The following is a 25,261-nucleotide window of genomic DNA, read 5'->3' as shown; positions in this document are numbered from 1 at the left end:
ATAACCGTACTCAGGAGTGAAAGATGTCGGCCACTAATCCCTTTTTTGAAAGCAGCCTGTTGCCTTATCAGGCACCCCGATTCGACGAAATCAACGACGGTCACTACCGCCCGGCATTCGATGAAGCGATACGCCAGAAGCGAGCCGAAATTGACGCGATTGTCGCGCAAACGGCCGCCCCCGATTTCAACAATACCGTGCTGGCACTCGAAAAAAGCGGTGCCATGCTCTCGCGTGTCAGCAGTGTTTTCTTCGCCATGACCTCTGCGCACACCAATGATGACTTACAGGCGCTTGAAGAGCAGATCTCTACCGAGCTTGCTGCCCTGGCGAACGATATCTGGCTTAACGACACGCTGTTCTCTCGCGTGGAGAGCGTCTGGCAGGATTGTGCTGCGCTGGACGCCGAATCCCGTCGGCTGGCAGAAGAGACGTACCAGCACTTTGTGCGGGCTGGTGCGCGGCTGAATGATGCAGAAAAAGCGGAGCTGAAAGCGCTGAATACCGAGGCGGCGACCCTCACCAGCCAGTTTAATCAGCGTCTGCTGGCCGCCACCAAAGCCGGTGGGCTGGTCGTGGATTATGCTCATCAGCTTGATGGACTCAGTCCTGACGAGATTGCAACGGCTGCCCATGCCGCCGCGGAGAAAGGGCTGAACGATCGCTGGTTGATTCCGCTGCTGAATACCACTCAACAACCCGCACTTTCTGCGCTGCGTGACCGTCAGACGCGGGAAAATTTATTTAACGCGGGCTGGACGCGTACCCAGAAAGGGGATGAAAACGATACCCGGGCACTGATCCTGCGTCTCACCGCGTTGCGTGCGCGTCAGGCAAAATTGTTGGGGTTTGAGGACTACGCAAGCTGGAGTATCGCCGATCAAATGGCGAAAACACCTGCCGCCGCGTTGGCTTTTATGCGCGGAATTGTGCCCGCCGCACGTACCCGAGCGACGCTTGAGCAAGCCGATATCCAAAAAGTGATTGATGACGAGCAGGGCGGGTTCACCGTGCAGGCGTGGGACTGGGCCTTTTATGCCGAGCGTGTGCGCCAGGCGAAATATGCCCTCGACGAGTCGCAAATCAAGCCGTACTTTGCGCTCAACACCGTGTTGCAGGATGGCGTATTCTGGGCTGCAAGCCAGCTGTTTGGCCTCCGCTTTGTCGAGCGTTTCGATATTCCGGTTTACCATCCTGATGTCCGCGTGTGGGAAATTTTCGACCATACCGGCGAAGGGATGGCGCTGTTCTACGGTGATTTCTTTGCCCGCGAATCGAAAGCCGGTGGGGCGTGGATGGGGAATTTCGTCGAGCAATCGTATGAGTTTGCCTCGCGCCCGGTTATCTACAATGTCTGCAACTATCAAAAACCGGCTAACGGTCAGACGGCGCTGATCTCCTGGGACGATGTGGTCACTCTGTTCCACGAGTTTGGTCATACGCTGCACGGTCTGTTTGCCAGCCAGCGCTACGCCTCCCTCTCCGGCACCAATACGCCGCGTGATTTTGTCGAGTTCCCATCGCAAATCAACGAGCACTGGGCGAGCCATCCGCAGGTGTTTGCCCACTATGCCCGCCACTATCAGACCGGAGAGCCGATGCCGGAGGCGCTGCGCGATAAAATGCTTAACGCGACGCAGTTTAATAAAGGTTATGACATGACCGAGCTGCTTAGCGCTGCGCTGCTGGATATGAACTGGCACGGCATCAGCGAACCCGTGGACGATGTTGACACCTTTGAAGCGGCAGCACTGCACAAAGAGGGGCTGGATCTGCCCGCCGTTCCACCGCGCTATCGCAGCAGCTACTTCGCCCATATCTTCGGCGGCGGCTATGCGGCGGGGTATTACGCTTACCTGTGGACGCAAATGCTGGCAGACGATGGCTATCAGTGGTTTGTTGAGCAGGGCGGCTTAACCCGCGAAAACGGGCAGACATTCCGCGAGGCGATTTTATCTCGCGGCAATAGTAGTGATTTAGCTGAACTTTACCGCCAGTGGCGTGGGCACGATCCGAGGATTGAACCGATGCTGGATAATCGTGGATTGAGTGCTTAAGGGCTTTTTCAGGCTGGAAGCAGAACCGGGCGCGGTGCCCGGATTTTGCCCGATTTTTTCTTCCCCAAAATCATTAACGCCACATAAAGTGCCTGGATAAAATCTGGAAGGATGGCCATCGTTACCAGAAAGCCGGAATAATGTTGGGTGACTTCTTCAGCCAGGGGTGGCCCAGCTCAACCCTTTATGATTTTGAAACAGGAGCATGATGATGGAAGTCAGAGAGGCGGTAAAGCGGGTCGTGGACAAACTGGAAGGAGCTGCGCAAAGGGGGATTTTGGGGGCATTTAGAAAGAAGGGACATCGATAGGGGCACCAAAAAGACAGTGCACGTCCGTAGATGTCCGTTAAACGTTTCGGCCTAACCCATTGAAATTATGATAAATGTAGCCATTTCAAAGAGTTGCGAATTTTCTGCACACTAAAACAACTTAAACAGCTTAACTCCTTCTATCTGCTACATCCAGCACAAAATGTTAGAATAAGGTTTAACTACATAATAAAACATGTTACGCACCAATCCCATTTTGAGATTGATTCTGGCTGCAATCTTTATAAGTTACCCAGAATCGTACGCCTACAAAGATAAGTAGTTGTAAAAATAACGGGGTTGAGCGAGCAGCATCTTTTAAATCTTAATGCTGTTAATTAAACTCAAACTTACAAATGTTTACAATCATTAGCTTTTCACACACTTTTATTGCGTGCAATAGTCAAAGCGCACAAAATGCAAAACCTAGAAAAAGAGGGATTTTATGTCAAGTATCAGAGAGTTAAGTTTCTTTGAAGTAGCTCAGGTGAGTGGTGGTGGAAATGCAGGAGATCATGACCGCAGCTCTAGTTCAAATTCGGGTTCAAAAAATTCAGGCTCCAAAAATAGTAATATTTATAATGGCGTTGACTCCTGCGGTGCTGGAATTATCGGGGGTTTAGTTGCTGGTTCTCCTGGCGGACCACTTGGTATGGCTGCTGGCGTTATTGGCGGGGCCATTGCCGGTCAGTGTACCAAGGATAGTTTTAGTAGCAAGGCAGATTGCAAAGGTAGTAATCAGAAATCCAGTGACTTTACTGGTCAGTGTCGCTGGTAATTTTGACTTAAAAAAAATAATTACACTAAATCCCACTATAATCATTCTGACTGGCTGATTTATTAGCCATTGTGTGATTCATGATGATGCAGTAATAGTGGGATTATTAACGTCTTTCTTTTGGCCATGTTATTTATGAAAAAAATTATATATTTCTTAACGTATTTACTCCTTTTCATACTTGGTTTTGGACTATTGAATTTCGCTAACGTTCTTGACCTCAATGCAGCATCGCGCAGTGAAACGATTGCAAAGTTCATGGTCATGATTATCGTCCTTTTAGCCATAACCAGATGGGGGATTCGACTCTATATTCGAGTAACTGGATATAAAACCCAGTAGAAATTTCTACCTTGCATGTGTGCTTGTCTGCAATGTATTGACACATCTAACCCTGTATATGATTGGATAAAATTTAAGGATGCGGCGTGGACTTCAGGAAGAACATAATATTTTATCTGGTGCCAGTTCTTTTTTCCATTGCAATTACTTCACTACCTCTTCTGACTACAAGGTGGATTGGTCTGGAAAAATCATTGTACGCAATGTATATTACAGAAGGCATCCTTGGCGCTTGGGTTATTTCTTACATCTATAAATGCTGTTTGAAACTCGGCAGTAAAATGCTTTTATTTAAATTTTTAGTTTTGATAATTTTTATTCAAATCATCTTTTATGTAAAGCGAGAACCAAACTTTGGGGTGTTTCATATTTCAACTGACCATATCATCCCTTATTTATTTGCCATCTTTATCATACCTTTCTCTGAAGAATGTATCTACAGAGGTTGTCTAATTGATTTTTTTAGTGGCATATTCAAAGGTAATGTTATTTGGCCCGTGATGTTATCATCTGCAGTTTTTTGTGGGATGCATACCCAATATTCTAGGGAAGGTGCGAACAAGTTCCTGATATGAGATCATCATATTCATCCGGAGCGCATCCCAGAGGGACATCATGAGCCATCAACTCACCTTCGCCGATAGTGAATTCAGCACTAAGCGCCGTCAGACCCGAAAAGAGATTTTCCTCTCCCGCATGGAGCAGATTCTGCCATGGCAGAATATGACCGCTGTCATCGAGCCGTTTTATCCCAAGGCGGGCAATGGCCGACGGCCCTATCCGCTGGAGACCATGCTGCGTATTCACTGCATGCAGCATTGGTACAACCTGAGCGACGGTGCCATGGAAGATGCCCTGTACGAAATCGCCTCCATGCGCCTGTTTGCCCGATTATCCCTGGATAGCGCCCTGCCGGATCGCACCACCATCATGAATTTCCGCCACCTGCTCGAGCAGCATCAACTGGCCCGTCAATTGTTCAAGACCATCAATCGCTGGCTGGCCGAAGCAGGCGTCATGATGACCCAAGGCACTTTGGTGGATGCCACCATCATTGAGGCACCCAGCTCTACCAAGAACAAAGAGCAGCAACGCGATCCGGAGATGCATCAGACCAAGAAAGGCAATCAGTGGCACTTTGGCATGAAGGCCCACATTGGTGTCGATGCCAAGAGTGGCCTGACCCACAGCCTGGTCACCACCGCGGCCAACGAGCATGACCTCAATCAGCTGGGTAATCTGCTTCATGGAGAGGAGCAATTTGTCTCAGCCGATGCCGGCTACCAAGGAGCGCCACAGCGCGAGGAGCTGGCCGAGGTGGATGTGGACTGGCTGATCGCCGAGCGTCCCGGCAAGGTAAAAACCTTGAAGCAGCATCCGCGCAAGAACAAAACGGCCATCAACATCGAATACATGAAAGCCAGCATCCGTGCCAGGGTGGAGCACCCGTTTCGCATCATCAAGCGGCAGTTCGGCTTCGTGAAAGCCAGATACAAGGGGCTGCTGAAAAACGATAACCAACTGGCGATGTTATTCACCCTGGCCAACCTGTTTCGGGTGGACCAAATGATACGTCAGTGGGAGAGATCTCAGTAAAAACCGGAAATAACGCCAGAAATGGTGGAAAAAATAGCCTAAATAGGCTGATTCGATGTGTTTGCGGGAAAAAAATCGGCCCAGATCCGCGAAATTTTAATCAGCGAGTCAGCTTGGGAAGAAATGACCTGCTTATTCGCACCTTCCCTAGTGCGCTTGATTTTACTGTACTGTTTGTTGTTTCTCTTATATTTTCTTTTGCAAGATTGAAATCTGGAAGTTTGTTGCCATCAATTATTTTACATTCATTTATGAATTGCTTCGTAATTTTATTGTCTAATTTAAATGTTTTTTAAAATGAAAATATTCAGGGACGAAGCGCTTAACTATCATAGTGATAACGAGTACGGGACCATTATCTTACCCGCATCCTTTTCCTTAACTGTATTTTCTTCAGTGACTATACTGACGCTCCTGTGCATAATAATATTCGTATATTCAGCCAGTTATACTCGTAAGGCACATCTCACCGGTATAGTAATGCCATCCTCCGGACTGATAAAAATAACACCTCAATATAACGGATATGTTACCCGAGTGGCGGTATCAGAAGGGCAGTACGTGGTAGCTGGCGAGCCTCTGTATCATATCAGCGGTGAACATTTTAACGGGCAGGGAACCGGTACGCTGGCTGCCATGAATCTCTCCCTGAAAACACAGTATGCCCTGCTGGCCTCTCAGCAAGCTTCCGAGGTGCGGGATAACCAGCAACAGCAGGAAGCAGTGCGGCAGCGCATTGCTTTCCTGCATTCACAGGTTAAAAGTGCAGAGCAACGTCTGATGCTGGCTGAACGGCAGGTTCAGTTGACGACCGGAGTCATGAGACGTTATGAAATACTGGCTGGCACGCATTACGTTTCTGAAATCGAATTCCAGCAGAAACAGATCGACGTCTCCGCAGCACAGCAAAACGCAGAGGATCAGCGGCAGGGTGTACTGCAGTTACGTACCACACTCAAAACCGCTGAAGACGATCTCAATCACCTCAATGTCCAGGGCGAAAGCCGAAACGCCGAACTAGGCAGACAACTGCAGGAGATCAGGCAACAGCAGGACGAACTGTCCGGACAGGAGAATCTAACCCTGACGTCGCCGGTATCCGGCACTGTTGCAACTGTGCTGGTCAGGCAGGGGCAGTCTGTCAGAGCATCAGAGCCGGTGATGACGGTGGTACCGGACAATGCAAGTCTGCAGATTGAACTGTATGCCACGAGTCAGAATGCCGGATTCATCCAGCCAGGGCAGCGTGTGGCTTTGCGGTTCGCAGCCTTCCCTTATCAGAAGTTTGGTGTTCAGTACGGAACAATACATGAAATCAGCCGTACAACGCTGACTCCTTCGGATTTACTCTCCATATCTCCTGTCACCTGGAAGGAGAATGAAGGGCACTACCGTGTCATTGTCGTCCCTGATAACACCTTTATCCTGGCCTATGGAAAAAAAGAAGCCCTCCGCCCCGGTATGACACTTGAGGGGGATGTCAGTCTGGATACTCGACATTTATGGGAGTGGCTGACAGAGCCGCTCTGGAGCCTGAAAGGAAAATTGTAATGGGAACACTAAACTGGACAGGGAGAAGACAGCTTCCCGTTATCCGCCAGACCGAGTCAGCAGAATGCGGTCTGGCGTGCCTTGCGATGATGGCGTGCTGGCATGGTCTCCAGACGGATTTGCCCACTCTCCGAGAACGCTTCAGTATCAGTACTCACGGAATGACCCTGCAAAGACTGATTGAGTGTGCTGCGGGTATCCGGATGTCTTCTCGCGCTGTCAGATTAGAGCCGGAAGATTTGAAATCCCTGTCTCTCCCATGCATTCTCCACTGGAATATGAATCATTTCGTCGTGCTCCACAAGGTCCGCGGGAACAAGCTGACAGTGCATGATCCCGACAAAGGGAAAATCACCCTCTCCCTGCAGGAGGCAGGAAAACACTTCACCGGGGTGGCGCTGGAGCTGATGCCAGCCAGCGATTTCACAACCAGAGACGAAAGAAAAAAAATTCGCCTGCGCCAGCTCACAGGTCAGACGGCCGGCCTGCTTCCTGCAATGTCATATATTATCATTTTTGCACTGGCACTGGAGCTCTTAACGCTGGGAAGTCCTCTTCTCAACCAATTAGTAATTGATGAGGTACTGGTTGATGCCGATCGAGGCCTTTTAAGCGTCATCATTATTGCCCTGATACTGCTTTCTCTGACACAGATGTTGCTGTCGCTGGCCCGTCAGTGGGCCAGTATAACCCTTTCGGTCAATTTTAATATGCAGTGGACGGCCAGAGTATTTCATCATCTGGTCCGGCTCCCCCTGTCATGGTTTGATGCGCGCAGCAAGGGGAGTATTAATGCCCGGTTTGATGCGGTAGACACCATCCAGCAGGCGCTGACTACGCAGGTTCTGGAGGGGATCCTGGATGTACTGCTTGTAGTAACCGCATTAAGCATGATGTTGCTGTACAGCCCAGAGATGACATTGATAGCAATACTGGCCGCCTTCATCTACGGTGTACTGAGAGCGTTGTGGTATCCATCCCTGCGACAATCAGCGGAGGATGCATGGGATGCCAGTGCCAGAGAATCAGGCCATTTTCTTGAAACCCTTAACGGGATCCTGAGCCTGAGAATCAACGGCGTTACTGCACACCGTGAAGCAGCATGGCTGAACCTTAATGTCGCCCGCAGGAATACGCAGTTACGCCAGAGCCGCCTGCTGATGTGCTATGACATTGCGCATACTCTGTCCGGCAGTATGGTATCGGTGGCAATCTTGTGGAAAGGAGCGGATGAAGTGCTGAACGGGACCTTTACCGTCGGTATGCTTGTTGCCTATTTGTCTTACCAGATGCGTTTTTCTTCCAGTATCAGCAGCCTGACAGACAAGTTTTTTGCCTGGCGTATGCTCGATGTTTATAACGAGCGTCTGGCTGACATTGTGCTCACCCCGACAGAAGGCCATCAGCCACCACCCGCTCAGGAATATGGCAGCCCATTAACCATGCAATCGGCTTTTCGAGACAGTGCCACCGAAAATTCAGCCCTTCCGCTGACACTAACGCATATCATTTTCAGCCATAAAGGCAGCAATAAGCCATTGCTCCACGGGATATCGCTGACGCTTCATCCTGGCGAAGTCGTCGCCATCACTGGCAAATCCGGATGCGGTAAATCGACGCTGGTAAAGCTTATTCTGGGGATTTATATTCCAGATGAAGGAACGATCAGAACATTTGGCATTCCACATTCACACCCGGATTACTACCGGATGCGCCGGCGCATTGGTACCGTCTTGCAGGATGATCATCTTTTCCGTGGTTCCATTGCCGATAACATCATCTTTTTCAGTGATGACCGAAACACTGAACGAATGATTCAGTGTGCCCGCCTTGCCCAGATTGACAGTGATGTCATGGCAATGCCAATGGGATATCAGACATTAATAGGTGAAACCGGCGGAGGGCTTTCCGGAGGCCAGAAACAGCGTATTCTGCTGGCAAGAGCACTGTACAAGAAACCGGGATTTTTGTTACTGGACGAAGCGACGAGTCATCTTGATGTTGAGTGTGAAATACAGATAAGTCAGACGCTACGCAAGCTGGGTCTGCCTGTTCTTCTTATTGCCCATCGTCCGGAAACCATAGCATCTGCAGACAGGGTTCTTTATCTGTCTGAAGGGGCCTTAACGGAACTGCGGCACCCGTGCATAATCGAAGAGGGGGATGAGATCTATTCATCTTAATGAAGGAGTGGGACAAAAATTACCTCAATGTAAAATGCCGGTACCCCGCTAAACTCCAAACCACCCCCTGATTCAGAAGGGGGTAACCAGCTGGATCACTTTAGAGGAGTTTTGGCTGAGTAACCATATCCTGCTATGTGCGCGGTCAGAACCTACATGGTTATTATCTTGTTAACTTAATTACTTAATAAGATTCTGAATTCAGGTCAGGTTCAGACGATCGCGGGCCGTGCGCAGGCGTGCTTCGCCACGGCGATCGTACTGCTGGGTGGTGGTGACGCTGGCGTGAAAGATACTACGTTTGCCACACATTATGGGAATATAGGAAAGTGCTATTTACTTCTTGAAAATTATCAAATGGCTTTGAAGCTTGTATGCAAATCTTATGAGGCATTTACGTTAGGGAAGGTGCGAATAAGCAGGTCATGTCTTCCCAAGCTGACTCGTTGATTAAAATTTCGCGGATCTGGGCCGATTTTTTTCCCGCAAACACATCGAATCAGCCTATTTAGGCTATTTTTTCCACCATTTCTGGCGTTATTTCCGGTTTTTACTGAGATCTCTCCCACTGACGTATCATTTGGTCCACCCGAAACAGGTTGGCCAGGGTGAATAACATCGCCAGTTGGTTATCGTTTTTCAGCAGCCCCTTGTATCTGGCTTTCACGAAGCCGAACTGCCGCTTGATGATGCGAAACGGGTGCTCCACCCTGGCACGGATGCTGGCTTTCATGTATTCGATGTTGATGGCCGTTTTGTTCTTGCGCGGATGCTGCTTCAAGGTTTTTACCCTGCCGGGACGCTCGGCGATCAGCCAGTCCACATCCACCTCGGCCAGCTCCTCGCGCTGTGGCGCTCCTTGGTAGCCGGCATCGGCTGAGACAAATTGCTCCTCTCCATGAAGCAGATTACCCAGCTGATTGAGGTCATGCTCGTTGGCCGCGGTGGTGACCAGGCTGTGGGTCAGGCCACTCTTGGCATCGACACCAATGTGGGCCTTCATGCCAAAGTGCCACTGATTGCCTTTCTTGGTCTGATGCATCTCCGGATCGCGTTGCTGCTCTTTGTTCTTGGTAGAGCTGGGTGCCTCAATGATGGTGGCATCCACCAAAGTGCCTTGGGTCATCATGACGCCTGCTTCGGCCAGCCAGCGATTGATGGTCTTGAACAATTGACGGGCCAGTTGATGCTGCTCGAGCAGGTGGCGGAAATTCATGATGGTGGTGCGATCCGGCAGGGCGCTATCCAGGGATAATCGGGCAAACAGGCGCATGGAGGCGATTTCGTACAGGGCATCTTCCATGGCACCGTCGCTCAGGTTGTACCAATGCTGCATGCAGTGAATACGCAGCATGGTCTCCAGCGGATAGGGCCGTCGGCCATTGCCCGCCTTGGGATAAAACGGCTCGATGACAGCGGTCATATTCTGCCATGGCAGAATCTGCTCCATGCGGGAGAGGAAAATCTCTTTTCGGGTCTGACGGCGCTTAGTGCTGAATTCACTATCGGCGAAGGTGAGTTGATGGCTCATGATGTCCCTCTGGGATGCGCTCCGGATGAATATGATGATCTCATATCAGGAACTTGTTCGCACCTTCCATAGCAGAGAAGAATGGAAGGGTGAGGCAGAAACGAACAAAATTCTTGGTCTCTCTCCGGGTACGATTGCAGTAAATGGCTTGTGTATTCGGGTCGGTGTGATCCGTTGCCATAGTGCTGCAATAACCCTGAAGCTCAAGCGTGAAGTCAGCGAAGAAGAATTTGCAGAGCTTGTGACGCATTCCCATCCATGGGTTAACTATGTGCCCAATAATAAGGATGACAGTGTCAGTAAATTGATTCCCGCTAACATTAGCGGTTCGCTGCAGGTGGGTATTGGCCGTTACAAGAAAATGTCGCTTAACAATGACCCTATTTACTCGGTTCTGACGGTCGGCGATCAGCTGTTGTGGGGCGCTGCGGAACCCTTGCGACGGATGTTGAATATTCTGTCTGGCAAAGTCTAATCACGCTCACACGGCCGTGGCGCGCTGCGCGTAAGGCGTGGGTTTAACGAGAAGCTGGAGACTTAACTCCAGCCTCAAGGAATGGTTTCAATCTGAGGCCGTTTCGCCTGGGGCTTCCTTTAATGATTCGATACTTATCTCTGAGTCATTAGTTTCGAGTAGCTGGGTTAATAAAATCAGGTTATTGAATTCGTTCAGTAACATTTCAGCGTCGGATTTGAGCGGCGTATCTGCTGCTTCAAGCGCTGCGTTGATCGCTTTTCTGACATTCTCGAGCATTTCGTTCATACCGCCATTTTTACCAATGGTCAGTAACAACGCGCCTATCAACAAAGACTGCGCTTCTACTTTGGCCGCCAGCTCTTTAGCTTCAGCGTCCATTTTGGAAATTTTTGCGATAACACTGAGTATCAAGTTTTTCATAATGCCCCCTTATTTTCTTTGCGAGATTAACTCCTTAATAAATTTTGAGCGAGGTTTATTTTATGGCGACAGCAATTGTCTTTGTTGATGAAGCAGGGCACGGTGCCAGCAGTGATCAACACCGTGCGCTTCCTGTTAACGGAAGAAGTCTGCCAGGGCCTCACTCAGGGCCTGAGGTTGTTCATCGGGAATGAAATGACCGCAATGAGCAAGCGTAATGCCACTCACCGTCTCTGCAAACTGGCGAAGCGGGGCAGCCATATCGGCAATCGAACCCTGATCGGCACTGACGGCCAGCAGCGGCACCCGAAGTTTTTGCGTTTCAGCCAGCGTCCGGTTCTGAACAGCGGAGACCGCCGCTTCTCTGTAAGGGGCCAGCCCGGCACGCAGCGCCCCGTTTTGCTGCATCAGGCGGACATACCGGGCGATATCCGCATCGCTAAAGGCCATCGGACTGGCAGTTTTTCGCCGCAGGAACCATTCGAGGTAAATCTCTTCACGCCCGCTAATTAAGGCTTCCGGCAGGTCGGGGAGAAGATGAAACGCGAAGTGCCAGGTTTTCCAGGCTTTTTCTGGCGTCGCGGGCAGGGCGTCCGGCAAAGTAATACCCGGGATACCGGCATCAAGCAGAGCCAGCTTGATTACCTGCTGTTCATAACGCAGGGCATACGGCCAGGCAACCCATGCACCTACATCGTGGGCGGCCAGGTAATGTCTTGTGATCCCAAGTGCCTGCACCAGCCCAAAAACCGAACTGGCAAGCGTAAGGGTATCGTAGCCAGACTGTGGCTTATCGGAGTCGCCCTGGCCCGGGAGGTCGAGTGCGATGATATCGTAACGATCGGCTAAAAGAGCCATCACCTTATGCCAGGCAAACCCGCTTTGCGGGAAGCCTGCAAGCAGCACGATTGTTTCACCTTGCGTCTGTCCGCCTCTGACATAGTGCAGACGAACCCCATCGACCGTTGAGTAATAGTGCGCAAAACCGGGCAAGTCCGCGACAGGCTGCGACCACGGAAGGGGGATTGAATTCTCAAATATAACTACCTCCAGATGTTTAGGAAATGATCATTTCCTTTATGGGTAAATTTTTTAGGCGAGTAGCGCCATCACCGTCTCTACCAGCCGTTCGCGTGCCGGTAATTCTCCGGCTTTGCCCGCCACACGCATGCCCAGGACCAGGCACAGCAGTACGCCGCTCAACGCCTGTGCGTCGTGACGTGAATTAACTGAACCGTCCTGCATACCCTGTTCGATCAGCTGGAGGATCGCGTGCTGATTTCGCGCAAGCGCGCTCTGCACCAGCCCGGCAATTTCGCCGTCAAACTGGCTGAGTTCAAGGGTGCTGCCGACCACCAGGCAGCCGCGGCGCCCTTCGACAGCGCTGGCCGATTCAAGATAAAAGTTCAGCAGCTCGGCTATTTTGGCCCGGCCATCAGGTTGTCGCGCCAGACGCTCGCGCAACGATTGATTACGCAGGGAGGTATAACGTGCGAATACCTGCAGGAAAAGGCCACGTTTATCGTGAAAGGCTTTATAAATACTGCCCGCAGTGAGCTGCATCGCGTCGCTCAGGTCACTAATCGACGCGCTGTGGTAACCCTTTTCTCTGAATACCGGCATCGCCAGATCCAGGGCCGCATCGAGATCAAACTGCCGCGGACGTCCGCGCTCGCGTGCGTTCTGTAGCTTCTCAGACATTGTGCTCATCATTTAGGAAACAATCGATTCCTAAATACTCCCATAAATGGGCGTATCTGGAAAGCGTGAAGTTCTATAAAAAGAGTTTGCCGCGGCAGAAGAGTGGAGTGGTCATTTTAGCTTCAACACGCTCCGGTATACTGCATCGTGATTTTAACAGGGCGTCGAACGTACAGGCCGTCGCTAACAGAGCCAGCCAATATGCAAAAGGCAGGAAGTATGTCTCTTCGTTCACTGCGGGCGTTGTGCCTGACAAGTTTTTTCATTGCTGATGTTCGCGATGGCCTCGGGCCCTTTCTCGGCATCTTCCTGACAGAACGTCACTGGACCCCGGATGATATCGGCATCCTGATGACCGCCGGGGGGCTGGCGGGATTACTGGCAACGCTGCCGGCGGGATTTATTACGGATACCTCCCGCAATAAGCGTTCGGTTCTGGCACTGCTTTGTATCGCCATTACGCTGAGTACGCTGCTGCTCTGGTTTAGTCAGCAGAGCGGCGTCGTCGCCGTCTCGCAAATTATCACCGGTATCTGCGCGGCGTTTGTGGGGCCACTGATTGCGGGTATTACGCTGGGTCTGACGGGCCCGGGCGGGTTTAGCGCGCAGATGGGGAAGAACGAGGCGTTCAACCACGCCGGCAATTTCCTGACGGCGGTGATTGCAGGCGGCATTGCCTGGTTCTGGGGTGTCGGGGGCATTTTCCTGCTGATGACCAGTACTACGCTTCTGACGTTGTGCGCGCTGCTTGCCATTCGTCATACAGATATCGACAACGATGCGGCGCGGGGGCTGACCTCTTCAGCCCGTCAACCAGTCCCCGGCGTCGCGGTGCTGATTAAAAACCGGGCGCTGTTGATAACCGGGTTGACGCTGCTGCTGTTCCATCTGGCCAATGCCGCACTGCTGCCGATGCTGAGCATGAGGGTTGCTGCGGCACCGGCAACCATCAATCCCGGATTATTTGCGGCGGCCACCGTCATCATTTCTCAGGCGGTGATGATCCCCGTCGCCATTGGGGTGGCAGGCCGAATTGAGCGCTACGGTTACTGGCGTCTCATCATGCTGGCCCTGTTGATCATGCCCGTTCGGGCGGCACTGGCAGCCTCCACAGACGCCCCGTTGATGATGATCCCGGTACAAATTCTTGATGGTCTGGCCGCGGGGATCCTGGGCGTTGTCGTGCCGTCGTTTATCGTGGTGCTGTTGCGCGGGAGTGGGCACGTGAATGCCGGGCAGAGTGTGGTAATGCTGATGCAGGGGGGCGGGGCAGCAATGAGCCCGGCGTTAACCGGCACCATTGCCGGTCATTACTCTTTTGCGACGGCCTTTAGTGTGCTCAGCGCCATTGCGCTGCTGGCTGTCCTGCTCTGGTGGCGCTTTGCTCACCGGAGCTGGGCACCAGACCGGGCGTAGCTGGCCGGGCAGAGCCGCACCCGGCACATAGGTTTACACGATAGCGTTAGGGCACTCTTCCCCCTTTTCCAGCTGCTGCAAGTTCCCCAGCGTGGTTTCTGAAATGCTGATCAGCGCTTCGGCAGTCAGAAACGCCTGGTGTCCGGTGAACAGGACGTTATGGCAGGCAGACAGACGGCGGAATACGTCGTCCTGGATCACGTCATTAGATTTGTCTTCAAAGAACAGATCGCGCTCATTCTCATACACGTCCATCCCCAGCGCGCCAATCTTCTGGGTTTTCAGCGCTTCAATAGCGGCCTGGGAATCAATCAACCCGCCGCGGCTGGTGTTGATGATCATCACGCCATCTTTCATCTGGTCAAACGCCGCCTGGTTGAGCAGGTGGTAGTTTTCCGGCGTCAGCGGGCAGTGCAGGGAGATAACGTCAGACTGTGAAAACAGCGTCGGCAGGTCGACATATTCCACGCCCAGATCCAGCGCGGCAGCGCTTGGGTACGGATCAAACGCCAGCAGACGCATACCAAACCCTTTCAGAATGCGCAGGGCGGCGACGCCAATCTTACCGGTACCGATAACGCCCGCGGTTTTACCATACATGGTAAAGCCGGTCAGTCCTTCCAGAGAGAAGTTGGCGTCACGGGTACGCTGATAAGCACGGTGAATACGACGGTTCAGCGACATCATCATACCGATGGCATGTTCCGCGACCGCTTCCGGAGAATATGCCGGGACGCGGACCACCTTCAGCCCCAGCTCTTTTGCGGCATCAAGATCCACGTTGTTGAAGCCAGCGCAGCGCAGGGCGATATATTTCACGCCCTGTTTTTTCAACTCTTCCAGCACCGGACGGCTGCCATCATCATTCACAAAAATGCAAACGCCTTCATAGCCGTGCGCCGTTTTGGCGGTTTTTTCGGACAGCAGAAAGTCGAAAAATTCAAGCTCAAACCCGTAAGCCTCGTTAACATGTTGCAGATACTTTTTGTCGTACTGCTTTGTGCTATATACCGCGAGTTTCATAAGACTTTCTCCAGTGATTTTGCATTCACGTTAGCATGATTAAAATTATCTTACAATTTCTGAAATATTATTGAATTCAATAAGTTCTATCAATTATTTTAGAGCATCTTTACCCGTTAACTCTATGATATTCAATCTACACCCCTGCTTAAGTATAGATTTGATGCACCCTGGGGCGGAGGTGTCAGAAGGTGGGCGAAGTGGAAGCGTTACAGGATGGCAGATGTACCAGATTGCTAAAGAGAATTGATTATGTCACCACAACTTGAGTTATCCCTAAATCCACCTATGTGGCCCGCTTTTTGCTATTTTATTGTATCTATTGCAATTTTTGTCCTCCTGTATCTGGGGAAGATAAAAATCAACCGACTCCGCAAATACCCTCTCTTCATTGCTTATACATTGCTCGTGATTGCAGTCGCTGCCGTACAGATAAACATTTTTGCGAATGGGCATGAGTTTGTGAATGGATTTTTGCACATAGATTTTGATCCTTTTCTATATGACTCGGTGTACTGGGGTTCCCTGGTTTTTGCGATGGTTTACCTGCTGGCAATGCCGCGCAACAAATTCTAACTTTTGACGCTACAACGCTGAAGGTCGTCTTGAAATACAGCCTAACCCATTGAATTTAAGATGACTTATTGACGTTAAGTATAATAAAATTTTTAGCGCATACGGTCAGAGCATCTATCCTTAAATTTGGCATTCTCTTCAACTGACTGGCTAAACATGCGACAATGATCGGCACTGTCGGCTTAATTCTTTCGCTAAATCAGGATATTAACTGCCCATGAGGGGTACATACAAAGCCGCAATTGCGCTCTTACTGCTGTTCATTCTGGTGCCGCTGACGCTGCTGATGACCCTTGCCCAGTGGGTACCAACCCTTGCCGGGATCTGGCTTCCTGTCGGGACACGCATCGCCTTTGAACAAAGTCCCAGACTCACGCGTCATGCCCTGATCATCCCCGATCTTCGCTATCTTGTGGATGACTGCGAAATTGCCCGAGTCGATAACGCGACCCTGTCGCACCCCAGCCGCTGGAAACTGGATGTCGGCGCGCTCGAACTGAACTCCGTTTGCCTCAATAAAATTCCCCAGTCCGCACCGTCCACGGTCGCGCCCAAAACGCTGGCGCAGTGGCAGGCGGTGTTACCGAATACCTGGCTTACTGTCCATCGTCTGACGCTCTCGCCCTGGCAGCAGTGGCAGGGAGAACTTCAGGCGTCGCTGACGCCCGCGCGCCAGGAGATTGCCTACAAAGGTGAGCAGGTCAGTATTAAAGGGATGCTCCGCGGTCAGACCCTCTCTGTCACCCAGTTCGATGTACAACTTCCCGACCAGCCACAGCCGATAAAACTGGTGGGACAATTCACCCTGCCGCTGGTGCCGGACGGCGTGCCGGTTAAAGGCCATGCGGTTGCGACCTTTAACGTGCCACAGTTAACCTCGCTGGTCGATGCCGATCTCGACTGGGAAGCCAATCAGGGGCAACTGGTGGTCATGGCGCGGGATAACCCCGATCCGCTGCTCGATCTGCCATGGCAAATAACCGCGGAACAGCTGAATATCAGTGACGGACGCTGGAACTGGAACCTTTCCGGCATGCCGCTGAGCGGGCGCGTTGGCCTTCGTGTCGATAACTGGCAGGCGGGGCTTGAGAAAGCGACCCTGACCGGGCGTCTGAATGTGCTCACTCAAGGGGATGCGGGGAAGGGTAACGCGGTGCTGAATATCGGACCGGGCAGGCTCAGTATGGAACAAAGCGACATGCCGCTTCATCTGAGCGGCGAGGCGAAACATAACGACCTGGTGCTCTATGCCAGACTGCCGGCAAAACTGACCGGAAGCCTGTATGAACCGCAGCTCTCCTTTGAGCCGGGCGCGCTGCTGCGCTCACGTGGTCGCATTATCGATTCACTGGATATTGATGAAATTCGCTGGCCGCTGGCGGGCGTTAAGCTGACCCAAAAGGGGGTCGATGGACGCCTGCAGGCCATTTTGCGGGCGCACGAGAACGAGATGGGTGATTTTGAACTGCATCTGGATGGTCAGGCCAGTGACTTTTTACCCGACAACGGCTTGTGGCAGTGGCGCTACTGGGGCAAAGGGGGCTTCACCCCAATGAATGCGCGCTGGGATGTTGCCGGAAAAGGCGAATGGCGCGACAAACTTATTGAGCTGACCGCGCTTTCAACCGGTTTCGACCAGCTCAAGTACGGTGCCATGGAGGTCAGTAAACCCCGTCTGGTGCTGGATAACCCGGTGCGCTGGTATCGCGATCCTGACAAACCGACGTTCAGCGGAGCGCTGTCACTGAATGCCGGGCAAACCCGTTTCAGCGGCGGCAGCGTATTGCCGCCGTCGGTGCTGACCTTCAGCGTAGACGGAACAGACCCGACACTGTTCCAGTTCAAGGGCGATCTGCATGCCGATGCTATCGGTCCGGTACAGGTGAACGGACGCTGGGACGGGGAACGCCTTCGCGGGCAGGCCTGGTGGCCGAAACAATCGCTCACCGTGTTCCAGCCGTTGATCCCGCCAGACTGGAAAATGACGCTGCGTGACGGCGAACTGTATGCGCAGGTGGCCTTCTCGGCCGCCGCGGGTCAGGGCTTTGAGGCGGGCGGTCACGGCGTACTGAAAGCCGGTAGCGCCTGGATGCCAGACAACCAGATCAACGGCGTCGACTTTGTCCTGCCGTTCCGGTTTAGTGAGGGCACCTGGTCGCTGGGAACGCGCGGCCCGGTAACCTTGCGGATTGGCGAGGTGGTAAACCTGGTGACCGCGCGGAATATCACGGCGGACCTGCAGGGTGACTACCCCTGGAGTGAGGCGAACCCGCTTCTGCTCACCAATGTGAAGGTGGAAACCCTCGGCGGAAAAATCACCATGCAGCAGTTGAGGATGCCGCAACACGATCCGGCGCTGTTGCGGGTAGACAATATCTCCTCCAGCGAGCTGATCAGTGCCGTTAATCCGAAGCAGTTTGCGATGTCTGGCCCGGTGAGCGGGGCGCTGCCGTTCTGGCTGGACAATGAAAAATGGATCATCAAAGATGGCTGGCTGACCAACCCCGGCCCGATGACGCTGCGTATCGATAAAGACACGGCGGACGCTATCGTAAAAGATAATATGGTGGCGGGCGCCGCAATTAACTGGCTGCGCTATATGGAAATTTCTCGCTCGTGGACAAGAATCAATTTAGATAATCTGGGTGAATTAACCATGCAGGCGACCCTTAAGGGAACCAGCCGGGTAGAGGGTAAAAGCAGCTACGTTAATCTGAACTATACCCATGAAGAGAATGTCTTTACCCTCTGGCGTAGCCTGCGTTTTGGAGACAACCTGCAAACCTGGTTTGAGCAACACGCGGCAATACCTGGTATCCGCAGTTCGACTGGCAAGGAAAGTGAGGAACAACAATGAAAAAGATGGCTGGTGTGCTCACCGTTGCCGTTGCCGCGCTACTGACCGGCTGTACGCCGCGCATTGAAGTCGCCGCGCCGAAGGAGCCGATTACCATCAATATGAATGTCAAAATCGAACATGAGATCCACATTAAGGTCGATAAAGACGTTGAAACCCTGCTGAAATCGCGCAGCGATCTGTTCTGAGGATGCCATGAAACGATTAGCTCTGATGTTACTGGCGCTCGGCATGAACGTGCAGGCGGCAACGCTGACCTTAAATGACGCCCGGACGCAGGGGCGCGTGGGGGAAACCCTGAGCGGTTATCTTGCGCCAATCAAACAGGATGCGGAAACGCTGGCGCTGGTCAATCGCATTAACGCCGCGCGCACGGAAAGCTATCAGAAGCTGGCTGACAGCAACAATCTGCCGGTGGATGAAGTGGCGAAAATGGCAGGGCAAAAGCTGGTTGCCCGCGCCCAGCCGGGCGAGTACGTGAAAGGCATCAACGGGAAATGGCTGAAGAAGTAGTTAGCGAAAGCGCTTACGATATTCGCCAGGCGAGACGCCAAAACGCTGCTTAAAGGCGGTTGAAAAATGGCTGTGGTCGGAAAAGCCCCAGCTGTAGCCAATGCCCGCCAGCTTTTCATCATCGCTGGCGGAGCGCAACACTTGTGCGCACAGGTCGAGACGGCGGTTTTTAATGTACTGGGCGACCACCAGCCCCTTATCAGCAAACATGCGGTAGAGGCTTCGCACCGACATCCCGCTCTGTGCAGCAATCCATTCCGGTCGCAGTGATTCAGACTGAATATGATCGTCAATCAATGACAGCACATTGCGGAACAGGCGTTCTTTACGTGGCTGAGCCACGTCGCGCTGCTGGAACGCGGGGCGAAGCAGACAGATCATCGCTTCCAGCGCCGCTTCACTCTCCCGGTCACTCAGATCGGCATTCCCCATACTTTCCATCAGCAGGTGGTGGCTTAACTGAACGGTGGGCAGCGTGCGCGAAAGGGTGAGCGCGCAGCTTACCTCCTGAAAACGACACTGTTGCTCAATAATCTGGCGCGGAACCAGCAGCGAAATCTGGCGGGATTTTTCATGCCAGGCAATGGAGCACGGGCGGGAAGCATCAAGCAGCGTGATATCGCCGGTCTTCAGCACCGCGCGGCGGTCGTCCTGTTCAATCTCCGCGCTGCCCTCCAGCTGAAATACGGTGTAGAACCAGGCATCGTTACTGTCGTTAATCTCATGGCGGGATCGGAACAGGTTAACGCCACCTGCGGTTACGGTGCTTAACTTCAGGCTACGGGCATAGCTGGTTTCCAGCTCGCCGACGAATTCCCCCTCCAGCGGACGCGCATTAAAACGCCCGCAGACCTGGTTAATTTGTGCCAGCCACTGTTGATACTGTTCCTCTTCGCTTGCACACGCCATCGCTTATCTCGCTGCACCGTCAATGTTTTTGCATTGTTGCATTTGTGTTGCATTTTGTCAGAGCTATGAGGCTGACTATAGGAAAGAACACTCACCGGTAACAGCGTTATAAGACGGAATTATCACGATTTGCGGAGCCTGTCACAGGTGGCAAAGCGAATGTCACAGAGACAAAAGCGAGAATCCAAAACCCCTCTTAGACTGCATTAACACCCTGCGAATAAAAACGAAGGAGTACCCTATGTCTGAATCTCAGGTAGCCGTTCAGCCTGCCGTACAGCAGTTTTTAGACCGACATCATGGCCTGTGGATTGAAGGGCGTCAGGCCGCGTCGGACAGTGAAAAGCGGCTCAATGTCTATAATCCGGCAACGGGTGACGTCATCGCCTCCACCGCCGATGCCAGCGTTGATGATGTCGACCGTGCCGTGATGTCCGGCTGGCGTGCGTTTGTTGCCCGTAGCTGGGCCGGAAAATTACCGGCAGAGCGTGAGCGTATCCTGCTGCATTTCGCCGATCTGGTTGAACAGCACAGCGAAGAGCTGGCCCAGCTTGAGACGCTGGAGCAGGGGAAATCCATTCATATCTCCCGCGCCTTTGAAGTGGGCTGCACCCTGAACTGGATGCGCTATACCGCAGGGCTTACCACGAAAATTGCCGGTAAAACCCTCGACCTCTCCATCCCCTTACCGCAGGGGGCCCGCTATCAGGCGTGGACGCGCAAAGAGCCGGTTGGCGTGGTGGCCGGGATTGTGCCGTGGAACTTCCCGCTGATGATCGGGATGTGGAAAGTCATGCCTGCGCTGGCGGCGGGGTGTTCCATTGTCATTAAGCCTTCAGAAACCACGCCGCTCACCATGCTGCGCGTGGCGGAACTGGCAAGTGAAGCGGGCATCCCCGACGGGGTGTTTAATGTGGTCACGGGAAGCGGTGCGGTGTGCGGTGCCGCGCTGACCTCACATCCGCATATTGCCAAAGTGAGCTTTACTGGCTCAACGGCGACAGGCAAGCAAATTGCCCGCGCGGCGGCGGATACGCTCACGGGGGTGACGCTGGAGCTGGGGGGTAAAAACCCGGCTATCGTGCTGAAAGATGCTGACCCGGCCTGGGTAATTGAAGGCCTGATGACCGGCAGCTTCCTGAACCAGGGGCAGGTTTGTGCGGCGAGCTCCCGTATCTATATTGAAGCGCCGCTGTTTGACACGCTGGTCAGCGGGTTTGAGCAGGCGGTGAAATCCCTGAGCGTCGGGCCGGGCATGTCGCCGGAGGCGTTCATCAACCCGCTGGTCTCGCGCGCGCACTGCGATAAAGTGCAGACCTTCCTCGACGAGGCAAAATCGCGCAATGCGGAGTTGATCACCGGTAATCGGGGGCCGGATGGCAACGGTTATTACGTGTCGCCGACGCTGGTGGTGAACCCGGATGCCGCGCTGCGACTCACCCGCGAAGAAGTGTTCGGCCCGGTGGTCAACCTGGTGCGCGTCGCGGATGGCGAAGAAGCGCTGGCGCTGGCCAACGACACCGAATACGGGTTAACGGCCAGCGTCTGGACGCAAAATATCAGCAAGGCGCTGGAATACACCGACCGGCTGCAGGCGGGGACCGTCTGGGTGAACAGCCATACGCTGATCGACGCCAACCTGCCGTTTGGCGGCATGAAGCAGTCCGGCACCGGGCGCGATTTCGGCCCGGACTGGCTGGATGGCTGGTGTGAAACCAAATCGGTATGTGTACGGTATTAAAACAAAGCGTGTCGGGCTGGCGCAACGGCCACCCGACACGGCTATCGTGACCAGCGGTCCCGTCCGGCCGCTTTCGCCCGGTACAGCGCCTCATCGGCGCGGGCGATAATCTCCGTCCCCGCCAGACCCTCTGCCATTCCTGCAATGCCCATGCTTACGGTGACGTGATCGCTGACTTTTGAGGCGTCGTGCGCTATCGCTTCCGCGCGCAGGCCGTCCTGAATACGCATGGCAACTTTTTCGGCTGTGTTTTCCGGGCAATCAAAGAGGATCACCACAAACTCTTCACCGCCGTAGCGAGACACGACATCGTCAGGTGTTCGCACCGACTGCCGGAGCACCTGCGCCACGCGGGTCAAGCATTCGTCACCGGCCTGATGACCATAGGTGTCGTTGTAAAGTTTGAAATAATCTATATCCAGCATAATTAGCGAGAAGGCTTTTTTCTGCTCAACGGCATTCTCCAGCACCACTTCCATCTTGCGACGGTTGGCGGTCTGGGTTAACGGATCCTGATGCGCCAGCGCTTCCAGCCGCGAAATCAACAGCTGGTTTTGCTGGTTACGTCGCCAGGCCTCATCAAACCAGCTTATCAGGATGAAACGCCCGCAGAGCAAAATCAGCGTAAAGACGGTCCAGACGGCGGCAAAGTGAAGGTTGACACCATCATTGAGTACCCAGCTTGCGACCGGTAGCGTGACCCAGAGCGGGATCACGAAGGAGAGTAACCCACGGGGGTAAAAGTAGAGCGCCGTCAACCCGGCGAGTAACAAAATCGCACACAGGGGCCAGACGTGGGGCAGCAACAGATCGGTGATAAACCAGAAACAGGATATCGACCAGATGACGCTACAGAAAAAGAGCACCACGCTGATACCGGCAATACGTCGCCAGGCCATGATGATTAACGCGGCTGACAGAATAATAATGCCGAACATCGAGGCATCAATAAACTTCAGCAGAGGCAGCGACCGGAGGTAGAGGGGGTCGTCGGGCTTAAGCGAGACGTGGCGCAGCAGGATCATCACGGCGAAGCTGATGTTGACGAATGCCAGCCACGGCAGGTTCATCGCCAGCCCGTGCATGACCATCGCCTGACGCGTCGGCCAGGCAGCCCGCTCTGGCGTCGTTTTTTTTCTTTTTTCCATAAATGCTCTTTACCCTTTCCTGGGAGCAAGTGAAGCAGGAACGGGCGGAAGGACCGCCCGTCTGTTTTGCACCGTTACGGTGTCACAATATTAAACCAGAAATCGAACTTATCCATATAGCCAAGCATAGCGTCCAGTTTGGCACTGTCGCCGCTGATCTTGATATCGCCACTGTCCTGCGCCTGTTTCAGCGTGACTTCTTTCAGGATAATTTTATTCAGGGTATCACGGTTCAGGGTAAGCGTAGCGTCAGCGTCTTTCGCTTCGGCATTTGCCGTGTGGTTCAGCACGCCGTTTTCCAGTTCAAGTTTGTATTTGCCGCCATCGCTGCCCAGATCGATGTTAAACACCGATTTGGCATCGCCGGCTTTTTGGCCATTGATATGAACGGCAAGGTAGTCGAAGAACATCTCTGGCGTCATCGCCCGCACGGTATCCGGGCTGGCGGTGTTCGGGGTCGGGCCTTTCACCACGCCGTTACGCAGCTCTTGCGCGCCGGTCAGGTAGAAGTTACGCCACGGGCCGGATTCCGCCTGATAACCCAGCTGTTCCAGCGCATCTGCTTCCAGATTACGCGCGGCCTGATTGTTCGGGTCGGCAAACACCACTTTACTCACGACCTGCGCCACCCAGCGATAGTTGCCCTGATCAAAGTCAGTTTTCGCTTTGTTCAGAATGGCCTCCGCGCCGCCCATATACTCAACGAATTTCTTCGCAGCCTCTTCAGGAGGCAGTTCATCCAGCGTGGCGGGATTACCGTCGAACCAGCCCAGATAGAGCACATAGGTGGCTTTAACGTCATGGCTAACAGAACCGTAGTAACCGCGGTTAGCCCAGGTATGGGCGAGGGAATCCGGGAGTTTGAAATTAGCGGCGATTTCATCACGCGTCAGGCCTTCATTCGCCATGCGTAACGTCTGATCGTTGATGTAACGGTAGAGGTCGCGCTGGCTCTTCAGCAGTGTGACGACATTATCATTGCCCCAGGTTGGCCAGTGATGCTGTGCCATGATGATGTCGGCTTTATCGCCCCAGCGCACAATCGCCTGATTAATATATTTTGACCAGGGCAGCGGTTCACGAATTTTTGCGCCGCGCAGCGAGTAGGTGTTATGCAGCGTATGGGTCACATCCTCTGCGGATTCAATGATTTTTTTCTCTTCGATAAACCAGAGCATCTCTGAAGGCGCTTCAGAGCCGGGGGCCAGCATAAAATCGTAGGTCAGCCCGTCAATGACCTCTTTTTGTCCGTCTTTTTCAATGATGTCAGTCGGCGCGATAAGGGTGACGGTACCGGCGGACGTGGTCGTCCCCAGACCCGCACCCACTTGTCCTTTTGCATCAGGCTTCAGCAGGTTGCCATACATATAACTGGCGCGACGACTCATAACGTTGCCCGCCATGATATTTTCCGCAACCGCCGCCTCCATAAATCCGGAAGGGGCATAAACTTTTACCTTGCCAGCCTTCACGTCTGCTTCATCCACTACACCCCGCACACCGCCATAATGGTCAACATGACTGTGGGTATAAATCACCGCCACGACCGGTTTTTGGCCGCGATTTTTGTAATAAAGATCCATGCCGACTTTGGCGGTTTCTGCCGAGACCAGCGGGTCAACGACGGTAATCCCTTCTTTGCCTTCGATGATGGTCATATTTGACAGATCGAGATTGCGGATCTGATATACCCCTTCGGTAACTTCAAACAGACCGCTGATATTAATCAGCTGGGATTGACGCCATAAGCTGGGGTTTACCGAATCCGGCGATTTATCACCTTCTTTAATAAATGAATACTGTTGGGGATCCCAGATGACATTGCCTTGTTCGCCTTTGATAACGTCCTGAGGAAGTGGAGCGATAAATCCTTTATGGGCATTGGTAAAATCAGTGTTATCGGAGAAAGGAAGCTGGTTAAAAAGGGCATTGTTGGCTTGTTGTGTTGCGGCAGACGCGTCCTTTGGTGCTTCCGCCGCATAAGAGGGACTGTTGGACATGATCATTCCAGCCAGCACGAAACTTCTGACAATCAGATTCAATTTCATTTAAAACCTCTCAGAGAAAGTACTACGTCGTTTGTGAAAACTTCGCGTCCTGGCTGAAAATGTTTCAAAAGATGCAATCGGAA

20 protein-coding genes and 2 pseudogenes are annotated in these 25,261 nt (G+C 52.8%); 13 read left to right on the top strand and 9 right to left on the bottom strand.

The genetic code is table 11. The features are described 5' to 3' along the window. Window positions 1-23 precede the first annotated feature (23 nt). The 6 genes and pseudogenes from dcp to HV157_RS02705 all read left to right on the top strand — a co-directional run bounded on the left by dcp (window position 24) and on the right by HV157_RS02705 (window position 8,817). A complete protein-coding gene (gene dcp / locus HV157_RS02735; RefSeq protein WP_182268540.1) occupies window positions 24-2,057 on the top strand; it encodes a peptidyl-dipeptidase Dcp in 2,034 nt (677 codons plus the stop codon). Window positions 2,058-2,143: 86 nt separating this feature from the next. After that, window positions 2,144-2,224 (top strand): annotated as a pseudogene (locus HV157_RS26205) (hypothetical protein); the annotation flags it as partial. A gap of 588 nt (window positions 2,225-2,812) precedes the next feature. Next, window positions 2,813-3,145: a hypothetical protein gene (locus HV157_RS02730; protein ID WP_127913522.1), complete on the top strand. Its 333-nt coding sequence runs from the start codon at window positions 2,813-2,815 to the stop codon at window positions 3,143-3,145. Between the two features lie 957 nt (window positions 3,146-4,102). Continuing rightward, window positions 4,103-5,083 carry an IS5-like element ISKpn26 family transposase gene (locus HV157_RS02720; protein ID WP_000019445.1) on the top strand — a complete coding sequence of 327 codons (981 nt, stop codon included), beginning with the start codon at window positions 4,103-4,105 and terminating at the stop codon, window positions 5,081-5,083. Window positions 5,084-5,380: 297 nt separating this feature from the next. After that, window positions 5,381-6,634 (top strand): HlyD family efflux transporter periplasmic adaptor subunit, encoded by a 1,254-nt coding sequence (locus tag HV157_RS02710; RefSeq protein WP_113656160.1) that lies wholly within the window; start codon window positions 5,381-5,383, stop codon window positions 6,632-6,634. Next, window positions 6,634-8,817: a peptidase domain-containing ABC transporter gene (locus HV157_RS02705; RefSeq protein ID WP_182268665.1), complete on the top strand. Its 2,184-nt coding sequence runs from the start codon at window positions 6,634-6,636 to the stop codon at window positions 8,815-8,817. The genes HV157_RS02710 and HV157_RS02705 overlap by 1 nt, the downstream gene beginning before the upstream one ends. 383 nt (window positions 8,818-9,200) lie before the next feature. On the opposite strand, the gene HV157_RS26420 is transcribed toward HV157_RS02705, so the two are convergent. Continuing rightward, window positions 9,201-9,386, bottom strand: coding sequence for a hypothetical protein (locus HV157_RS26420; protein ID WP_346010510.1), 186 nt, complete (start codon window positions 9,384-9,386; stop codon window positions 9,201-9,203). Continuing rightward, a complete protein-coding gene (locus tag HV157_RS02700; RefSeq protein ID WP_000019450.1) occupies window positions 9,368-10,348 on the bottom strand; it encodes an IS5-like element ISKpn26 family transposase in 981 nt (326 codons plus the stop codon). The genes HV157_RS26420 and HV157_RS02700 overlap by 19 nt, the downstream gene beginning before the upstream one ends. Before the next feature lie 67 nt (window positions 10,349-10,415). On the opposite strand from HV157_RS02700, the pseudogene HV157_RS02695 reads away from it, so the two are divergent. After that, window positions 10,416-10,823, top strand: a pseudogene (locus HV157_RS02695) (Asd/ArgC dimerization domain-containing protein); the annotation flags it as partial. Between the two features lie 87 nt (window positions 10,824-10,910). Here HV157_RS02695 and iraP read toward each other — a convergent pair. The 3 genes from iraP to HV157_RS02680 form a co-directional block, all read right to left on the bottom strand. After that, entirely contained in the window at window positions 10,911-11,246 is a 336-nt protein-coding gene (gene iraP, locus HV157_RS02690) for an anti-adapter protein IraP (RefSeq protein ID WP_014169912.1), read from the bottom strand. 135 nt (window positions 11,247-11,381) lie between these two features. Further along, window positions 11,382-12,287, bottom strand: a complete 906-nt coding sequence (locus HV157_RS02685) for an alpha/beta hydrolase (protein ID WP_182268666.1) — start codon at window positions 12,285-12,287, stop codon at window positions 11,382-11,384. Between the two features lie 51 nt (window positions 12,288-12,338). Continuing rightward, window positions 12,339-12,947, bottom strand: coding sequence for a TetR/AcrR family transcriptional regulator (locus HV157_RS02680; RefSeq protein WP_074146999.1), 609 nt, complete (start codon window positions 12,945-12,947; stop codon window positions 12,339-12,341). A 219-nt stretch (window positions 12,948-13,166) separates the two neighbouring features. Here HV157_RS02680 and HV157_RS02675 point away from each other — a divergent pair, with 219 nt between their 5' ends. Then, on the top strand, window positions 13,167-14,363 hold the full coding sequence (locus HV157_RS02675; protein WP_182268543.1) for an MFS transporter: 1,197 nt from the start codon (window positions 13,167-13,169) through the stop codon (window positions 14,361-14,363). Between the two features lie 33 nt (window positions 14,364-14,396). Here HV157_RS02675 and HV157_RS02670 read toward each other — a convergent pair whose 3' ends face one another. After that, the gene (locus tag HV157_RS02670) at window positions 14,397-15,386 is read right to left on the bottom strand and encodes a 2-hydroxyacid dehydrogenase (RefSeq protein ID WP_032678075.1); all 990 of its coding nucleotides are present in this window, start codon (window positions 15,384-15,386) and stop codon (window positions 14,397-14,399) included. Window positions 15,387-15,638: 252 nt separating this feature from the next. Between HV157_RS02670 and HV157_RS02665 the strand changes: the two genes are divergently transcribed. From HV157_RS02665 to HV157_RS02650, 4 genes are all read left to right on the top strand, one after another. Further along, window positions 15,639-15,962 carry a hypothetical protein gene (locus HV157_RS02665; RefSeq protein ID WP_049022804.1) on the top strand — a complete coding sequence of 108 codons (324 nt, stop codon included), beginning with the start codon at window positions 15,639-15,641 and terminating at the stop codon, window positions 15,960-15,962. Between the two features lie 217 nt (window positions 15,963-16,179). Then, a complete protein-coding gene (locus tag HV157_RS02660; RefSeq protein WP_149376585.1) occupies window positions 16,180-18,819 on the top strand; it encodes a YdbH family protein in 2,640 nt (879 codons plus the stop codon). Then, complete coding sequence (locus tag HV157_RS02655) at window positions 18,816-19,007, top strand: YnbE family lipoprotein (protein ID WP_014169918.1); 192 nt, start codon at window positions 18,816-18,818, stop codon at window positions 19,005-19,007. The genes HV157_RS02660 and HV157_RS02655 overlap by 4 nt, the downstream gene beginning before the upstream one ends. A 7-nt stretch (window positions 19,008-19,014) precedes the next feature. After that, window positions 19,015-19,332: a YdbL family protein gene (locus HV157_RS02650; RefSeq protein ID WP_014169919.1), complete on the top strand. Its 318-nt coding sequence runs from the start codon at window positions 19,015-19,017 to the stop codon at window positions 19,330-19,332. Here the strand turns inward: HV157_RS02650 and feaR are convergent, their stop codons facing one another. After that, window positions 19,333-20,241: a transcriptional regulator FeaR gene (feaR, locus tag HV157_RS02645; RefSeq protein ID WP_014169920.1), complete on the bottom strand. Its 909-nt coding sequence runs from the start codon at window positions 20,239-20,241 to the stop codon at window positions 19,333-19,335. A 241-nt stretch (window positions 20,242-20,482) separates the two neighbouring features. Between feaR and HV157_RS02640 the strand changes: the two genes are divergently transcribed. Continuing rightward, window positions 20,483-21,982: an aldehyde dehydrogenase family protein gene (locus tag HV157_RS02640; RefSeq protein WP_063925004.1), complete on the top strand. Its 1,500-nt coding sequence runs from the start codon at window positions 20,483-20,485 to the stop codon at window positions 21,980-21,982. Between the two features lie 41 nt (window positions 21,983-22,023). Here the strand turns inward: HV157_RS02640 and HV157_RS02635 are convergent, their stop codons facing one another. Then, the gene (locus HV157_RS02635) at window positions 22,024-23,130 is read right to left on the bottom strand and encodes a GGDEF domain-containing protein (protein ID WP_068794588.1); all 1,107 of its coding nucleotides are present in this window, start codon (window positions 23,128-23,130) and stop codon (window positions 22,024-22,026) included. A gap of 74 nt (window positions 23,131-23,204) precedes the next feature. Beyond that, a complete protein-coding gene (locus HV157_RS02630; protein WP_182268544.1) occupies window positions 23,205-25,178 on the bottom strand; it encodes an alkyl sulfatase dimerization domain-containing protein in 1,974 nt (657 codons plus the stop codon). Window positions 25,179-25,261 lie beyond the last annotated feature (83 nt).

The sequence above is a fragment of the Enterobacter sp. RHBSTW-00318 genome (assembly GCF_014101375.1).
GTDB lineage: Bacteria > Pseudomonadota > Gammaproteobacteria > Enterobacterales > Enterobacteriaceae > Enterobacter > Enterobacter ludwigii.
This window is presented reverse-complemented; position numbering and strand designations above follow the sequence as displayed.

Coding starts and splice junctions, on each gene's coding strand:
- HV157_RS02675 (WP_182268543.1), top strand. CDS start 13,167: ATGTCTCTTCGTTCACTGCGGGCGTTGTGCCTGACAAGTTTTTTCATT.
- HV157_RS02640 (WP_063925004.1), top strand. CDS start 20,483: ATGTCTGAATCTCAGGTAGCCGTTCAGCCTGCCGTACAGCAGTTTTTA.
- feaR (WP_014169920.1), bottom strand. CDS start 20,241: ATGGCGTGTGCAAGCGAAGAGGAACAGTATCAACAGTGGCTGGCACAA.
- HV157_RS02680 (WP_074146999.1), bottom strand. CDS start 12,947: ATGTCTGAGAAGCTACAGAACGCACGCGAGCGCGGACGTCCGCGGCAG.
- HV157_RS02630 (WP_182268544.1), bottom strand. CDS start 25,178: ATGAAATTGAATCTGATTGTCAGAAGTTTCGTGCTGGCTGGAATGATC.
- HV157_RS02665 (WP_049022804.1), top strand. CDS start 15,639: ATGTCACCACAACTTGAGTTATCCCTAAATCCACCTATGTGGCCCGCT.
- iraP (WP_014169912.1), bottom strand. CDS start 11,246: ATGAAAAACTTGATACTCAGTGTTATCGCAAAAATTTCCAAAATGGAC.
- HV157_RS02660 (WP_149376585.1), top strand. CDS start 16,180: ATGAGGGGTACATACAAAGCCGCAATTGCGCTCTTACTGCTGTTCATT.
- HV157_RS02705 (WP_182268665.1), top strand. CDS start 6,634: ATGGGAACACTAAACTGGACAGGGAGAAGACAGCTTCCCGTTATCCGC.
- HV157_RS02700 (WP_000019450.1), bottom strand. CDS start 10,348: ATGAGCCATCAACTCACCTTCGCCGATAGTGAATTCAGCACTAAGCGC.
- HV157_RS02655 (WP_014169918.1), top strand. CDS start 18,816: ATGAAAAAGATGGCTGGTGTGCTCACCGTTGCCGTTGCCGCGCTACTG.
- HV157_RS02635 (WP_068794588.1), bottom strand. CDS start 23,130: ATGGAAAAAAGAAAAAAAACGACGCCAGAGCGGGCTGCCTGGCCGACG.
- HV157_RS02710 (WP_113656160.1), top strand. CDS start 5,381: ATGAAAATATTCAGGGACGAAGCGCTTAACTATCATAGTGATAACGAG.
- dcp (WP_182268540.1), top strand. CDS start 24: ATGTCGGCCACTAATCCCTTTTTTGAAAGCAGCCTGTTGCCTTATCAG.
- HV157_RS02650 (WP_014169919.1), top strand. CDS start 19,015: ATGAAACGATTAGCTCTGATGTTACTGGCGCTCGGCATGAACGTGCAG.
- HV157_RS02720 (WP_000019445.1), top strand. CDS start 4,103: ATGAGCCATCAACTCACCTTCGCCGATAGTGAATTCAGCACTAAGCGC.
- HV157_RS02670 (WP_032678075.1), bottom strand. CDS start 15,386: ATGAAACTCGCGGTATATAGCACAAAGCAGTACGACAAAAAGTATCTG.
- HV157_RS02730 (WP_127913522.1), top strand. CDS start 2,813: ATGTCAAGTATCAGAGAGTTAAGTTTCTTTGAAGTAGCTCAGGTGAGT.